The organism is Streptomyces sodiiphilus (assembly GCF_039529215.1).
Classification (GTDB): Bacteria; Actinomycetota; Actinomycetes; order Streptomycetales; family Streptomycetaceae; genus Streptomyces; species Streptomyces sodiiphilus.
On record NZ_BAAAMJ010000010.1, the window covers coordinates 26,711 to 40,528 of the forward strand.

Genomic DNA, 13,818 nt, shown 5'->3' on the forward strand with positions numbered 1-13,818 from the left:
ATGGTCAGTTCCACGCCGCGATGAGGTCGGCCGGGCCGAGGTGGGTGACCCCGTCGGTGGTACATCCGCTGCGTGCTACGGCGAGCAGCGGAGTGGAGTCATCGGCACCGGGGAGCTGAGATCGGTGGACGATGAGGCGGGAGAGGTCCCGGTGGTCGAAGGGCTTGTTCTCCAGCCACTTGATCGAGCCGACAGCGGTGATCTTTCTGGCGATGGGCGCGCGGTCCGCACCGACGATGTCGATCTCGGGGTCGTTGGTGCGGGTCCAGTATCCGCCGATGACGTCGGTGCCGTCGGGGAGCCGGTCGTCGGCCAGGCGCCACAGCGCGTCGCGCAGAACGGACTCGACGGCCCGGCCTCGCCAGGAAGGCCAGCTGTCGCGAACGGCGGCGAGGACGCGGTCGCCACGTCCGCGTTCGATGGTGGAGGTGCGCGGGCCGATGAAGGACAGATAGAAGCGAAGGTAGGGGTCCTCGATGCGGTAGCGGGTCTCTCGGCTGGGGCGGGTGGAAAGGGGGGTCTCGGCGGTGACGATCCGACGGGAGGTGAGCAGCTCCAGTGAGCGGGTCAGGGAGCCGGGGTTGAGGCCGCCGGCCGCGCGGCCGATCAGGGTGAAGGTGCGCTCTCCGTGTCCGATGGCGCTGAGCACGGCGCGTGCCTGGGCTTCGGTGGGGAACTCTGCGGCCAAGGTGCGCTCACCGCTGACCAGGAGTGCCGAGGTCGGCCGCCGCAACGCTTGATCCAGGTAGCCCCACAGGTCTGCGCCCGGGGGCCATTCCTCGAGAATCAGCGGCAGGCCCCCGCTGATCAGGAAGGCGTCAAAGGCGTCGGCGGGCGGCAGGCCGAGCATGGTCCCGACCTCGGCGGGGTTGAGCGGAGGTACGACCATCTCCGTGCCGCGCTGGTAGAACGGGCGCCCGTAGGTGTTCAGCTGCTCCATCATGGCCAGGTCGGAGCCGATGAGGATCAGCAGCACGGGCAGCTTGGACAGGGTCCGGTCGAACGCCTTCTGCAGGGCTCCTTCGAACGTGGGGTCTGCCCGAACGAGGTAGGGCATCTCGTCGAGGACGACGACGCTGGGTGTGTCCGTGGGCAGTACACCGGCCAGGAGGCTCAGGGCCGCGTCCCACGTCTGCGGCATGGCGAACTCGGCGACGCGGGCGGCGTCGGGAAGCTCGGATTCGGCCACCTCGGCGGCGAAGCCCGCCAGGTCCTTCTCCTTCGAGCCTCCCACGGCCGTGAAGAACACGTGAGGAAGGCCCGTCCGCTCCAGGAACTCCTCAACCAGCCGCGACTTGCCGACCCGTCGACGCCCCCGGAGGAGCACGGCGCGACCGCGTCGTCCGCCGCGGCCACCCGTGGACACCGGCGCCAGCAGATCCCCGAGGGCAGCGAGCTCGGCTCGCCGTCCCACAAATCCGTCCATGACCGCACCACCTTTTGGAAAGATGCAATCATGCAAGTTTCATTGAGGCAAGTTTCGTGGGTCCAGGTTTCCCATGTGTACTGGGGAGTCCGGTTGCGAAGGCGAGCGGCGCTCGCGCTGGGGCAGACCCTGGCGTCGGTGCTGCGGCCGGCTTCCCCTGAGGCCAGGTGGAGCTCGGGGGCCGTGCTGGACCTCAACGGCGCCTTCTGCCCGCGGAACTGACCGGCCCGGGCCCGACGCGGGCGCGGGGACCGGCGCCGCTCAGTACAGGGCGACGCCGTGGCGGGCCAGATATGCCGCGGGGTCGATGTCGGTGCCGTACTCCCGTTCCGCCCGCACCTCGAAGTGAAGGTGCGGTCCGGTGCTGCGGCCGGTGTTGCCCGAGTAGCCGATCAGGGTGCCGGCCACCACCGGACGGCCCGGCGGGACCAGGACCTCCGACAGATGGGCGCAGAGCGTGTAGTGGTCGTCCCGCATCAGGCTCATCACCACGTTCCCGTAGTCGCCCGCCTCCCCGGCGACCACCACCGTGCCCGGGCCGACGGCGCGCACCGGGACGCCGGCGGGCATCGCGAAGTCCACCCCGGTGTGATAGCCGGCCCGCCAGTTCCCGGGCAGCCGGTAGGGGGCGGAGACCGGGTAGCCGGACACCGGCCGGGTCCACTGACCGGCACCGGGCGGCTCCTCCTCGTCCCCTTCTTCCGGACCGTCGTGCGGATACGTGTCCGTGTCCCCGTCCGGGGCGCCGAACGGCGGTGGCGCGAGCGGCCAGGGCTCGGCCACCTTCGGCACGGTCACCGGGATCTCCCCGCCGGGGGCGAGGTGCCCGGCCGCCCGGGCGGCCGCGGTTCCGGCCAGCGGCCCGGTGACCGCCAGGGCGCCCAGCAGCGCCCCGCCGAACGCCCGCCTGCTCGGGCCCGCCCCGCCGGCCGGGGCACCGCACGGCGGGCCCGGCAGCGCGTCCTGACGTCTGATCACCTTGCTCATGCGTCCGAGCCAAGAACAGTCCGGGTGCGGACGCATCCCACGGCGCTGGGCGCGTCGCGCCCGAAGGTGCCCGCGGGCAGCCCTCCGGCGGGCATCGGGGCAGCTCAGGGCCTTACCGTCGGGTCGTCCGGGGGAACCGGGGGCATTCCACTCCCACGGGTGATGGGTGAGCCCACCTGCCGCGCCCACCCGGGAGAGTGGCGCGGCGTGCGGGACCGGGTTCCGGCCGACCCCGGCCGGGTCACTCCCGGCTGATCAGCAGGAGCGCCCGGTCGTCGTTGACGTCCTTGGCGACGGACTCGATCAGATGCCAGGCGGCGCCGCGGAATCCGGTGGCCACATACCGGTCCGCCTCCCCGGTGAGGCGGTCGATGCCCTCGGAGAGGTCCCGGTCGCTGCGTTCTACCAGGCCGTCGGTGAACAGCATGAGGACGTCCCCGCGGCGCAGGGTGCCCTTCGCCGGGTGGAACTCGGCGCCCTCGTAGACCCCGAGCAGGGGACCTTCGGCGGTGACCTCCTTCCAGCGGCCGGTGCCCGCGCACAGCTGCAGGCCGGGGACGTGCCCCGCGGAGAGCAGTTCGTAGTCGCCGCTGTCCAGGTCCAGCACGAGGTGGACGGAGGTGGCGAAGCCCTCGTCCCAGTTCTGGCGGAGCAGGTAGCCGTTGGCCGCGGGCAGGAAGGCGTGCGGCGGCAGGGAGCCGAGCAGCCCGCCGAACGCCCCGGAGAGCAGCAGTGAGCGGGAGGCGGCGTCCATGCCCTTGCCGGAGACGTCGGTGAGGACGGCCTCCAGCACGCGCCGGTCGGGACCGGTCCGGGCGGCGACGACGAAGTCGCCGGAGAAGGACTGACCGCCGGCCGGCCGCAGCGACATCTCCCGGTGCCAGCCCTTGGGCAACGGGGGCAGCGCGCTCTGGGCGCGGATGCGCTCTCGCAGGTCGAAGAGCATGGTGTTGCCGCGCTGCCAGGGCACCCCGACGCGGCTGCGGAACTGGGCTATCAACAGCCCGGAGAGGGCGACGGCGGCCACCACCAGGATGGTGCCGGGGGTCACCGGGTCCTGGCGGAGCGCCCGGGTGCCCAGCAGCGCCGTCTCAGTGACCAGCGCCGACGCGGTGACGGCGTAGAGCGCCAGGAGGCTTGCCGGGCGCAGCAGCAGGCCACCCGCGACCAGCGGGAGCACCAACGCCTCCGGCGGGCACCACTGCGGCCAGGCCAGGGTTCCCGCGGCGAGCAGCGGGACGGTGAGCAGCAGCGCGGCGAAGACGCTCCAGTCGGTGCCGTCCCCGCGGAAGGAGTCGACAGCGGATCTGCGCAGCCCGGTGCGGGCTCGGTGCATCGCCTTCTGTGCCCTGAGCCGTCGGGGTGCCGGGAGTGCAGTCTCACTGCTGCGTGCCATGTCCGGGAACCTTATCCACCCGTTCGGTGGCGCGTCGATTCCCCGCCGGAAAAGCGGTCGCTGTGAGACGGAAGCGCTGATAGGGATGTTCGTATGACTACAGAGCTGCGGGTGCTGGACGAATCGGCGTGGGACACCTGGTTCGACACCCTGAAGTGGGCCTTCGGCGGCCACCCGGAGATCGCCGAGCGCCGCGCACTGTGGCGCGAAGTGACCGAAATCGACCGGTCCCTGGCAATGTGGGACGGCGACCGGGTGGTAGGGACCACGGGCACCTTCTCGTTCCGGCTCTCCGTGCCCGGCGGGTCCCTGGTCCGCACCGGGGCGCTCACCATGGTCTCCGTCGCCGCCACCCACCGGCGGCAGGGCATTCTGCGCCGGATGATGCGCCGGCAGCTCGACGACGTGCGGGCGGCCGGGGAGCCGCTGGCGATCCTGACCGCCTCCGAGCCTGTGATCTACGGCCGGTTCGGCTACGGCCTGGCGACCCAGTACGTGGCCGCGCGGCTCGACACCGGCCGGGTCGGTCTGCGGCTGCCCGAGGGCACCGGGGAGGTACGGCTGAGCGTCGCCGAGCCGTCGGAGGTCTCCGGCCGCTGCGAGGAGCTGTACGCCCGGCAGGTGCCCTGCCGGCCGGGCATGCTCGCCCGCTCACCGGGCTGGACGAAGGTCCAGTTCGCGGATCCCGAGGACGAGCGCCGGGGCGCCTCCCCGCTGCGCGCCCTGCTGGCCGAGCGGGACGGCGAGCTGACGGGCTACGCGCTCTACAACATGAAGCCGGAGTGGGAGCGGGGCGGCCCGTCCGGCGTCGTCCAGGTACGCGCTCTGGAGGCCGCCGGTCCGGCGGACCACGCGGCGCTGCTGCGGTTCCTGTGCGGCATCGATCTGATGACGTCGGTGCGGCTGTCCGACCGCCCGGTGGACGACGCGTTCCTGCACCTGGTCACCGACACCCGGCGCTGCGAGCTGGAGCTGGGTGATTCTCTGTATCTGCGTCCGGTGGAGGTCGGCGCGGCGCTGGCCGCCCGGAGCTACAGCACGGACATCGATGTGGTGCTGGAGGTCTCCGACGCGTTCTGCCCGTGGAACGAGGGCCGGTGGCACCTGAGCGGAGGACCGAAGGGGGCGGTGTGCGAGCCGACCCGGGACCCGGCGGACCTGGTCCTGTCGGCCAACGAACTGGGCTCGGCCTATCTGGGCGGGTTCTCGCTCACCGCTCTCGCGAGTGCCGGACGGGTGCGCGAGGTGCGGCCGGGAGCGCTCGCGGCGGCCTCCACGGCGTTCACCAGTCCGGTCGCGCCCTGGCTGCCGCACGGCTTCTGACAGCGGCACCTGGCGTCGTCATCCCTTCTGGCAGGCCGGGCACCAGTACAGGCTGCGGGCGGCGAGATCGGCGCTGCGGACCTCGCCCCCGCACACCAGGCACGGCCGGTGCGCGCAGCGGTAGACGTACACCTCGCCGCCGTGCCGGTCCACCCGTGGCGGGCGGCCCATGGCCTCGGGGGTGTGCTCGGGCCGGACGGTGTCGATGCGGCCGGTGCGCACCCCCTCGGTCATCAGCTCTGCCAGGTCCTCCCACAAGGGGCCCCAGACGCCGCGTGCCAGCTCACGCCCCGGGCGGTAGGGGTCCAGGCCGTGCCGGAAGAGGATCTCGGCCCGGTAGATGTTGCCCACGCCGGCCAGCACCCGCTGGTCCATCAGCAGCGCGGCGAGGGCGGTCCGGCTGCGGGAGATCCGCTCGAAGGCGCGGGCGGGATCGCCGTCGGGGCGCAGCGGGTCGGGCCCCAGCCGGGCCCGGACCGCCTGCCGTTCGGCCGGGGTGATGAGCGCGCAGGTGGCCGGGCCGCGCAGATCGGCGTACGCGCCGTCGGTCTCCAGCCGCAGCCTGATCTTGCCCACCGGTGCGGGTGCCTCGCCGGTCCCGAAGGTGACCTTGCCGTAGAGGCCGAGGTGGATGTGCACCCAGCTCTCGGGGCGGCCGGCCGGTCCGGAACTGCCGAAGCCGAGGAACAGGTGCTTGCCGTGCGCCTCGGCGGCGGTCATCGGGAGCCCGTCGATGCGGGCCGCGCCGGCCGCGAACGGGCCCTGCGGGCTGCGGGCCCGCAGCGGCCGGCCGCCGAACTTCTCCAGGTGACCGGCGGCCAGCCGGTGGATGGTGTGCCCCTCGGGCATCCCGGTCCGTTTCTGTCGGTCGTGCCCGGTCAGTCCTGCTGGGGGTGGTGCGCCGGGATGGGCGGCAGCTCACCGTCCCGCTCGTAGGCGCTCAGCATGTCGATGCGGCGCTGGTGGCGCTCCGCCTTGGAGTAGGGGGTGGCGAGGAAGACCTCGACGAGGGTGGTCGCCTCGTCGGTGGAGTGCATGCGGGCACCGATGCTGACGACGTTGGCGTCGTTGTGCTCGCGGCCCAGCTTCGCGGTCTCCACGCTCCAGGCCAGCGCGCACCGCACGCCCTCCACCTTGTTGGCGGCGATGGCCTCGCCGTTGCCCGAGCCTCCGATGACGACGCCGAGCGCCTCGGGGTCGGCGGCGGCGCGGGCGGCGGCGCGCAGGCAGAACGGCGGGTAGTCGTCCTGGGCGTCGTAGATGTGCGGGCCGCAGTCGACGGGCTCGTGCCCGTGCTGCGTGAGCCACTCCACGAGGTGGTTCTTCAGTTCGTATCCGGCGTGGTCGGAGCCGAGGTAGACGCGCATGGGGATGAGTGTGACACGCCCGCCGCGGGTGCGCCCGACCGGCTCCGGCCGGACGCGCCCGTGGCGGCCGGGCTCAGTCCTCGCGGCGGCCGGCGAGCTTCCAGGCCACCGGCAGCGCGCCCATGGCGAGAGCGGCCTTGAGGGCGTCGCCGATGAGGAAGGGCACCAGGCCGGCGGCGACCGCGGCACCGGCGGACATGCCGGTGGCCAGCGCCAGGTAGGGGACGCCCACCGCGTAGATCACCGCGGTGCCCACGGCCATCGTGCCGGCCGTGCGCAGGGCGCTGCGGTCCCCGCCGCGCCGGGCGAGTGCGCCGACAACGGTGGCGGCCAGCAGCATGCCGATGATGTAGCCGAAGGACGGCATGCCGTATCCGGCGGTGCCCTCGGCGAACCAGGGCATGCCCGCCATGCCGGCCAGGGCGTAGCACAGCAGGGACAGGAAGGCCCGGCCCGGGCCGAGCGAGACGCCGATCAGCAGCGCCGCGAAGGTCTGGCCGGTGACGGGGACCGGGGAGCCGGGCACCGGCACGGCGAACTGGGCGGCGGCACCGGTGAGGGCGGCACCCCCGGCGATCAGGGCCACGTCGCGCACCCGGGAGCGGGGGGTGGTTGCGGCGAACAGGACGTCCGCGAGGACGGCGCCGGGCCGGGCAGTGGCGACTGCGGTGCTCATGCGGGGACTCTCCAGGATCGGAAGCGGTCGGCGGAACGGATCGACGCTAACCGACTACCGGGCGGTTCGCGGCGTGAGCTTTGCGACACCGGCGCCGGAGGCCGGCTCACCGGGACCCGCCGGTCGCGGCGCCTTGTTGCCCACAAGTCTTTTTTGCAAGACACTTGCAGGAATCGGTCGCCTTTCCGGTGGCGGCCGGACCGCCGGCTGCCTGTCCGGCTGATCGTCTTCTCCCCTTCACCGGCAGGCGGCAGCGGAGGACCCCCGCGCGGATGTGACGCGCGGGGGTCCTCCCACCAGGATCGCTCAGTCGAACGAGGGTCCGACGTCCCGGGTCCGCTTCAGCTCGAAGAAGCCCGGCGTGCCGGCCACCAGCAGCGTGCCGTCCCACAGCCGCCCGGCCGCCTCGCCCCTGGGCGCCGGGGTGACCACCGGCCCGAAGAACGCGACCTGCTCGCCCCCGGCCCCGGGCACCGCGATGACCGGGGTGCCGACCTCCTGTCCGACCAGGTCGGTGCCGGCCCGGTGCGAGGCCCGCAGCGCCTCGTCATGAGCGGTGGACGCGGCGGCCCCGGCCAGCGCGACAGGCAGCCCCGCGTCCTCGAGCGCGGCGGGCAGCACCGTGGACAGGTCCTTCTCGCCCTGGTTGTGCAGCCGGGTGCCTATCGCGGTGTAGTACCTCGCCAGCGCCTCCTGGCCGCGCTCCTGTTCCACCGCGATACCGACGCGTACCGGCCCCCAGGCATTCTCCAGCAGGGCGCGGTAGTCGTCAGGGAGGTCCTCGCGGTTCTCGTTGAGCACCGACAGGCTCATCACATGCCACCGCACTGCCACGGGCCTGACCCGCTCGACTTCGAGCATCCAGCGGGAGGTCACCCACGCCCACGGACACATGGGGTCGAACCAGAAGTCGGCGGGGGTCTTGTCGGACACGTGTACTCCTCAGGGCAAGGGTGTGCGTACGAGTCTCCCCCGCCCGCAGACGCATGCCCCGGGGGCGGAGACCGGGAATGCCGCTCCGCGCGCGGCCACGGAGCGCATTGCCCCGTGCACGCCGTCACTCTCCCATGCGATGCTGACACGCGCCGTTGGCGTGCAGGACCAATCAGTGAGACGAGGGAGTCGAGTCGTGCCCGGAGAGAACCTGACCCGTGACGAGGCCCGAGAACGGGCACGGCTGGTGACCGTCCACGGGTACGAGATCGCCCTCGATCTCCGCTCGGCCACCGAGCCGGCACCCGCCTCCGGACCACGCACCTTCCGCTCCACGACCACCATCCGGTTCGGCTGCGCGACGGAGGGCGCCGAGACCTTCGTGGACCTCATCGCCCCGCACGTCCACTCGGTCACGCTCAACGGTGTCGAACTCAACGCCGACCGTGTCTTCGACGGCTCCCGGATCACCCTGAGCGGTCTGGCCACGCAGAACGAGCTGGTGGTGGACGCGCGCTGCGCCTACAGCCGCACCGGCGAGGGACTGCACCACTTCTGTGACCCGGAGGACGGCGAGACCTACCTCTACACCCAGTACGAACCGGCGGACGCCAGGCGGGTGTTCGCCAACTTCGAGCAGCCGGACCTCAAGGCTCCGTTCGACGTGCGGGTCACCGCTCCGGCCCGCTGGACGGTGCTGAGCAACGGCGCGCAGGAGGGGGAGCCCGAGCCGGCCGACGAGGGCGCCTCGGCGACCTGGCGGTTCGCCCGGACGAAGCCGATCTCCACCTACATCACCGCCGTGGTGGCGGGCCCGTACCACGTGGTGCGGGACCACTACAGCCGCCGCCTGGAGGACGGCACCGAGCTGCAGATCCCGCTCGCCGCGCTGTGCCGCAAGGGCCTGGCGAAGCACTTCGACGCCCAGGAGATCTTCACCACCACCAAGCAGGGACTGGACTTCTTCCACGACCACTTCGGCTTCCCGTACCCCTTCGGCAAGTACGACCAGGCGTTCGTGCCCGAGTACAACATCGGCGCCATGGAGAACCCGGGGTGCGTCACCTTCCGCGAGGAGTACGTCTTCCGCGGGCGCACCACCCGGGCCGCGTACCAGGGACGTGCCAACACCCTGCTCCACGAGATGGCCCACATGTGGTTCGGCGACCTGGTCACCATGGAGTGGTGGGACGATCTGTGGCTCAAGGAGTCCTTCGCCGACTTCATGGGCGCCTTCTCGCTGGTGGAGGCCACCCGTTTCGAGGAGGGCTGGATCACCTTCGCCAACCGGCGCAAGGCGTGGGCGTACCGGGCCGACCAGTTGCCCTCCACCCACCCGGTCACCGCCGACATCCGTGACCTGCAGGACGCCAAGCTCAACTTCGACGGCATCACCTACGCCAAGGGCGCCTCGGTGCTCAAGCAGCTGGTCGCCTACGCGGGCCGGGACGCCTTCCTGGAGGGCGCCCGGCGCTACTTCCAGCGCCACGCCTACGGCAACACCCGGCTGGAGGATCTGCTGTCGGTGCTGGAGGAGACCTCCGGGCGCGACATGGGCGAGTGGGCCAAGGCCTGGCTGCAGACCGCGGGCGTCAACTCCCTGACGCCCCAGGCCACCTACGACGCCGCCGGGCGGATCACCGAACTGGCCGTGCTGCAGGAGGCGCCCGAGAGCCACCCGACGCTGCGCCCGCACCGGGTCGCGGTCGGCCTGTACCGGAAGGAGGGCCCGGAAGGCTCGCTGGCCCGCTACGCGCAGGCCGGCGTCGACGTCACCGGCAGCCGCACGGTGGTGGAGGCGCTGACCGGCGCCGAGCGCCCCGACCTGATCCTGGTCAACGACGAGGACCTGACGTACTGCAAGATCCGCTTCGACGAGGGTTCGCTGGACACCCTGCGAAGCCACCTGGGCGACATCACCGACCCGCTGGCCCGCGCACTGTGCTGGTCGGCCCTGTGGAACCTCACCCGGGACGGCCTGATGCCGACCGGCGACTTCCTCGGCCTGGTGCGGCGCTCCGCCGGCGCGGAGAGCGACATCGGCGTCCTGCAGATGGTGCACGCCTGGGCCGAGACCGCCCTGGTGCACTACACCGCCCCCGACCGCAGGGAAGCAGCCGGAGCCGGTCTCGCCGAAGCGGCTCTGGCCGAGCTGCGGCCGGCGGCTCCCGGCAGCGACCACCAGCTTGCCTGGGCCCGGTTCTTCGCGGCGTGCGCCGCCTCGGAACACGACTTCCGGTTGCTGCGCGGTCTGCTGGCCGGGTCGGCCCGGATCGACGGTCTCGAGGTGGACCAGGAACTGCGCTGGACGTTCCTGCGTCCGCTGGCCGCCCATGGCCTGGCCGACGAGCGGGAACTGGCGCAGGAGCTGGCCCGGGACGACACCGCCTCCGGAAAGCGTCACCAGGTGCGCTGCCTGGCCGCCCGGCCCTCCGCGGCGGTCAAGGCCCGGGCCTGGGAGGACGTGGTGGAGTCCGACCGGTTGTCCAACGCGCTGGTCGAGGCGACGATCGACGGCTTCTGCCAGAGCAGCCACCGTGACCTGCTGGCTCCCTACGCCGCGCGGTACTTCGAGGCGATCGAGCGGGTGTGGCAGGAGAGATCCATCGAAATCGCCATGGCCGTGGTGCGCGGGCTGTTCCCGGCCCTGCAGGGCGACCGCGCGACACTGGAGGCCACAGACGCCTGGCTGGACACGCACCCGGACGCCGCGCCGGCGCTGCGGCGGCTGGTGCTGGAGGCCCGGGACGACCTCTGCCGCGCACTGCGGGCCCAGGGATGCGACGCGGGCGCTGCCCTGCCCTGAACCGACGCTCCCGATGCCGCCGTCCGCCTGTTCGGCGGCCGAACAGCAGCTCATTGATGTGGAGTTGTCCGGTTTTCTCGACGAACGTGTAACAGCGGGTGGCCGCCGGGCCGGAGAGGGGAATCGCCGGATCATGACCCACATGGACTCCGACGCCCCCCTCTCCGCCCGGCAGCTCCCCCGCCGGACGGACGACGCCCATCCGTGCGTCATGTCGCTGCGGGAGCTGCGCCGGCACGGCGTCTCCCCCGCGACCGCCAGCGCCCGCTGCCGTCCCGGTGGGCCCTGGCAGATGCCGCTGCCGGGGGTCTTCCTGCTGCATCAGGGCCCGCCCACCGGGAGCGAACTGCTGCAGGCGGTGCTGCGGTACGCCGAGGGCCGCCAGGACGGCTTCGGCCGGACCGTGGTCACCGGGCCCGCCGCACTGGCTCTGCACGGCTTCGCCTGTGCCCAGCCGATCGGCGCCCTGAACCAGGTCGACGTGCTCGTGCCGCGGACCCGCCGGCTGCGTTCCACCGGCGCCGCCCGCATCGTGCGCACCCCACGGCTGCCCGTGCCGGTGGACATCGACGGCGTTCCCGTCGCCCCGGCCTGCCGGGCCGTGACGGACACGGTGGCGCAGCTCACCGACACCGCCACGGTGCGCCGGCTGCTGGCGGAGGCCGTGCGCGGCGGGCACTGCGAACCGCCGACGCTGGTAAGGGAACTGAGCCGCGCCCAGCTGCTCGGCCGGCCGGCGGTGGCCGCGGCACTGGACAGTCTGATCGCCGCCGGCCGCGCGGCGGACGAGGAGCGGCTGATGGAGCTGGTGCGCGACGCGCGTCTCCCCGATCCGTGCTGGAACGTGGAACTGCGGCTGCCGGACGGTTCGCTGCTCGGCCCGGTGGACGCCTGCTGGCCCGAGTACGCGCTCGCCCTGGCGGTCGGGACGGGCCGCGCCGGGCCGGCGGCGACCGGGGGCCACGCGCCCGGCGACCCGGACGCCTTTGCCCGGCAGGGCGTCACCCTGCTGCTGGTGAACCCGCACGAACTGCGGACCCGTCCCGGCCTCCAGGCCGCGGTGGTCCGCACCGCCCTGCTGGCCGCGGTGCCGGGTGACCTGCCCGGACGGATCACCGTGCTGCCGCGCTGACCCTCACCGGCCGGGTAGCAGCAGTTCGGTGTTGCGGTCGTCCGGCTTGCCCAGCCGCCGGTCCAGCGTGGCGCCGGGCGCGTTGAACGCGAGCTCCCGGTACCAGGCGGCCAGCCCGGTCTGCGAGAGGTCCCCGGGGTCGGTGGCATAGGGGGCGGCCGACTCCACCAGCGTGGTGAACAGCGAGAGTGTCCCGTCGCCGTTCTCGGCCAGTTCGATGACGCGGGCGAGCTGCGGGTAGTCGATGTGGGAGGCGGTGGAGACCTCCCAGAAGCTGCCGCGGGGCTCGATCCGGTTGCGGTGGGAGTGCCCGGAGATCCAGCCCACCACGTTCGGGTGCCGCCGGAAGAGCTCGATGAGCTCCTCCCCGAGGTGCCGCTCCTCCCCCGGGTGCCGCGGGTCGGGGTGGTCGTTGGTCATCGACCAGCTGGCGTGGTGGCTGAACACCAGGACGTGGTCGTCCGCGTGCCGCACGAGTTGCTCGCGCAGCCAGGTGAGCTGGCCGGTGCCGACCGAGCCCTGCCAGTGCCCGCCGGCGTTGGTGGTGTCCATGCTGATGCCCAGGACGTTGTCCGCGATGCGGAACGTGTAGTAGAGCGTGTCCTGTTCGAGGTTGTCCTCGGTGTAGCCGTGGCCCACCGGGCCGGGGCCGGTGTGCCGTGCGGCCAGGTGCGCGGCGGTGTACTCCCGGCGTGTGAAAGGGGTGCGGCGCTCGTCCGGGGTGACGGGGACCATGGCGCGCCGGTGGGTGCGCAGGACCTCCGTCAGGTCCCGGCCGAGCGGGTCCCCGCCCTCGCGCAGGGAGGTGTAGAGCGTGGCGGCCTCGCCGTGGGGCAGTTCGAGGAGTTTGCGGTCGCCGGTGGCGAAGGCGGCCAGGTATCCGGTGCTGTCCGCACAGACCCCGGTGGCCAGGAGGTCGTGGTTGCCCGAGGTCGAGTACCAGGGGATGTCCAGACCGGGGCTTTTCACCTCGCGCAGGGCCGCGTCCAGGAATCCCTCCAGCCGGGGGAAGCCCAGCTGCTTGTCCAGATCCGACAGTTCGTCCTCGGGGTTCCAGTACAGCGGCAGCCCGCTGCGCTGTACCCCCTGGTAACCCGCCGGGTCCCCGGCCGGAGTGATGCGCCCGCCGTTCATGGCGGTGAGGAACCATTCCAGTTCGTTGGTGCTGTTGTTGTCGGTGTTGTCGCCGGTGGTCATGACGAATCCGAGCGGCTCCCCGGTGGCCGGGCCCGCCCGGAGCGCGTTGACCCGCTCCACCAGAGAGGCCAGTCCGGCCACGGTGAGGGTCTCGTGGGGCCGCCAGTACCCGACCGCCGCGGTGCGCAGGTACTCCAGCCGGAGCGGGTGCTGCACATCGGTGACGTGGGTGTCGGTGAACTGCACGAAGGCCGCCAGCGGGGTGCGGGGGCCCTCGCGCCCGGGGCCGGGTGCGGCCAGGTCGTCGCGGAGCACCCTGGTCCAGCCCGGGCCCGCGGAGAGCGGGCGGTAGGGGCCGGTGCCGGTGCCGGAGGCTGCCTCCTCCAGCGTCGTTCCGGTGGCGTGCGCGCCGTCGGTGCCCGGGGTACGGCCGTCGCTCTCGTCCCTCGCCTCGGCGGGGCTGCCGCGCCCGCTCAGCGCCACGGCACCGGCGGTCCCCAGTACCGCGCCGCCCAGCGCCCCCAGCACGGTGCGGCGGTTGGCCGCTGCCAGGGCACTCAGCCGCTCTCTCACCGATCTTCCGGACATGGCGTGTGCCCCCCGTGTGCGGTGTGTGCCGGATGTGAGGGACCGGA

Annotated in this window: 11 protein-coding genes; 3 read left to right on the forward strand and 8 right to left on the reverse strand. The window is 72.7% G+C overall.

From position 1 onward, the window contains the following. Positions 1-4: 4 nt before the first annotated feature. The 3 genes from ABD299_RS05465 to ABD299_RS05475 form a co-directional block, all read right to left on the reverse strand. Positions 5-1,426, reverse strand: a complete 1,422-nt coding sequence (locus ABD299_RS05465) for an ATP-binding protein (protein ID WP_344259341.1) — start codon at positions 1,424-1,426, stop codon at positions 5-7. A 261-nt stretch (positions 1,427-1,687) separates the two neighbouring features. Further along, positions 1,688-2,413 carry a M23 family metallopeptidase gene (locus ABD299_RS05470; RefSeq protein WP_344259342.1) on the reverse strand — a complete coding sequence of 242 codons (726 nt, stop codon included), beginning with the start codon at positions 2,411-2,413 and terminating at the stop codon, positions 1,688-1,690. 241 nt (positions 2,414-2,654) lie between these two features. Further along, entirely contained in the window at positions 2,655-3,809 is a 1,155-nt protein-coding gene (locus ABD299_RS05475) for a SpoIIE family protein phosphatase (protein WP_344259343.1), read from the reverse strand. Between the two features lie 93 nt (positions 3,810-3,902). Here ABD299_RS05475 and ABD299_RS05480 point away from each other — a divergent pair, with 93 nt between their 5' ends. Next, positions 3,903-5,132, forward strand: a complete 1,230-nt coding sequence (locus ABD299_RS05480) for a GNAT family N-acetyltransferase (RefSeq protein WP_344259344.1) — start codon at positions 3,903-3,905, stop codon at positions 5,130-5,132. Positions 5,133-5,150: 18 nt separating this feature from the next. Here ABD299_RS05480 and ABD299_RS05485 read toward each other — a convergent pair whose 3' ends face one another. The 4 genes from ABD299_RS05485 to ABD299_RS05500 form a co-directional block, all read right to left on the reverse strand. Beyond that, positions 5,151-5,981 carry an Fpg/Nei family DNA glycosylase gene (locus tag ABD299_RS05485; RefSeq protein ID WP_344259345.1) on the reverse strand — a complete coding sequence of 277 codons (831 nt, stop codon included), beginning with the start codon at positions 5,979-5,981 and terminating at the stop codon, positions 5,151-5,153. 29 nt (positions 5,982-6,010) lie between these two features. Then, entirely contained in the window at positions 6,011-6,499 is a 489-nt protein-coding gene (locus ABD299_RS05490) for a ribose-5-phosphate isomerase (protein ID WP_344259346.1), read from the reverse strand. 73 nt (positions 6,500-6,572) lie between these two features. Beyond that, complete coding sequence (locus ABD299_RS05495; protein WP_344259347.1) at positions 6,573-7,175, reverse strand: biotin transporter BioY; 603 nt, start codon at positions 7,173-7,175, stop codon at positions 6,573-6,575. Between the two features lie 306 nt (positions 7,176-7,481). Continuing rightward, positions 7,482-8,069: a mycothiol-dependent nitroreductase Rv2466c family protein gene (locus ABD299_RS05500; RefSeq protein ID WP_344259802.1), complete on the reverse strand. Its 588-nt coding sequence runs from the start codon at positions 8,067-8,069 to the stop codon at positions 7,482-7,484. A gap of 235 nt (positions 8,070-8,304) precedes the next feature. Here ABD299_RS05500 and pepN point away from each other — a divergent pair, with 235 nt between their 5' ends. Then, on the forward strand, positions 8,305-10,914 hold the full coding sequence (gene pepN / locus ABD299_RS05505) for an aminopeptidase N (RefSeq protein WP_344259348.1): 2,610 nt from the start codon (positions 8,305-8,307) through the stop codon (positions 10,912-10,914). A 142-nt stretch (positions 10,915-11,056) separates the two neighbouring features. Beyond that, a complete protein-coding gene (locus ABD299_RS05510) occupies positions 11,057-12,046 on the forward strand; it encodes a hypothetical protein (RefSeq protein ID WP_344259349.1) in 990 nt (329 codons plus the stop codon). 3 nt (positions 12,047-12,049) lie between these two features. Here ABD299_RS05510 and ABD299_RS05515 read toward each other — a convergent pair whose 3' ends face one another. Next, positions 12,050-13,771, reverse strand: a complete 1,722-nt coding sequence (locus ABD299_RS05515; RefSeq protein WP_425581256.1) for a TIGR03767 family metallophosphoesterase — start codon at positions 13,769-13,771, stop codon at positions 12,050-12,052. Positions 13,772-13,818: the final 47 nt, after the last annotated feature.

What these genes read in the sequence shown, in the direction of transcription:
- ABD299_RS05465 (WP_344259341.1), bottom strand. Translation starts at nt 1,426, where the DNA reads ATGGACGGATTTGTGGGACGGCGAGCCGAGCTCGCTGCCCTCGGGGAT.
- ABD299_RS05470 (WP_344259342.1), bottom strand. Translation starts at nt 2,413, where the DNA reads ATGAGCAAGGTGATCAGACGTCAGGACGCGCTGCCGGGCCCGCCGTGC.
- ABD299_RS05475 (WP_344259343.1), bottom strand. Translation starts at nt 3,809, where the DNA reads ATGGCACGCAGCAGTGAGACTGCACTCCCGGCACCCCGACGGCTCAGG.
- ABD299_RS05480 (WP_344259344.1), top strand. Translation starts at nt 3,903, where the DNA reads ATGACTACAGAGCTGCGGGTGCTGGACGAATCGGCGTGGGACACCTGG.
- ABD299_RS05485 (WP_344259345.1), bottom strand. Translation starts at nt 5,981, where the DNA reads ATGCCCGAGGGGCACACCATCCACCGGCTGGCCGCCGGTCACCTGGAG.
- ABD299_RS05490 (WP_344259346.1), bottom strand. Translation starts at nt 6,499, where the DNA reads ATGCGCGTCTACCTCGGCTCCGACCACGCCGGATACGAACTGAAGAAC.
- ABD299_RS05495 (WP_344259347.1), bottom strand. Translation starts at nt 7,175, where the DNA reads ATGAGCACCGCAGTCGCCACTGCCCGGCCCGGCGCCGTCCTCGCGGAC.
- ABD299_RS05500 (WP_344259802.1), bottom strand. Translation starts at nt 8,069, where the DNA reads ATGTGTCCGTGGGCGTGGGTGACCTCCCGCTGGATGCTCGAAGTCGAG.
- ABD299_RS05510 (WP_344259349.1), top strand. Translation starts at nt 11,057, where the DNA reads ATGGACTCCGACGCCCCCCTCTCCGCCCGGCAGCTCCCCCGCCGGACG.
- ABD299_RS05515 (WP_425581256.1), bottom strand. Translation starts at nt 13,771, where the DNA reads ATGTCCGGAAGATCGGTGAGAGAGCGGCTGAGTGCCCTGGCAGCGGCC.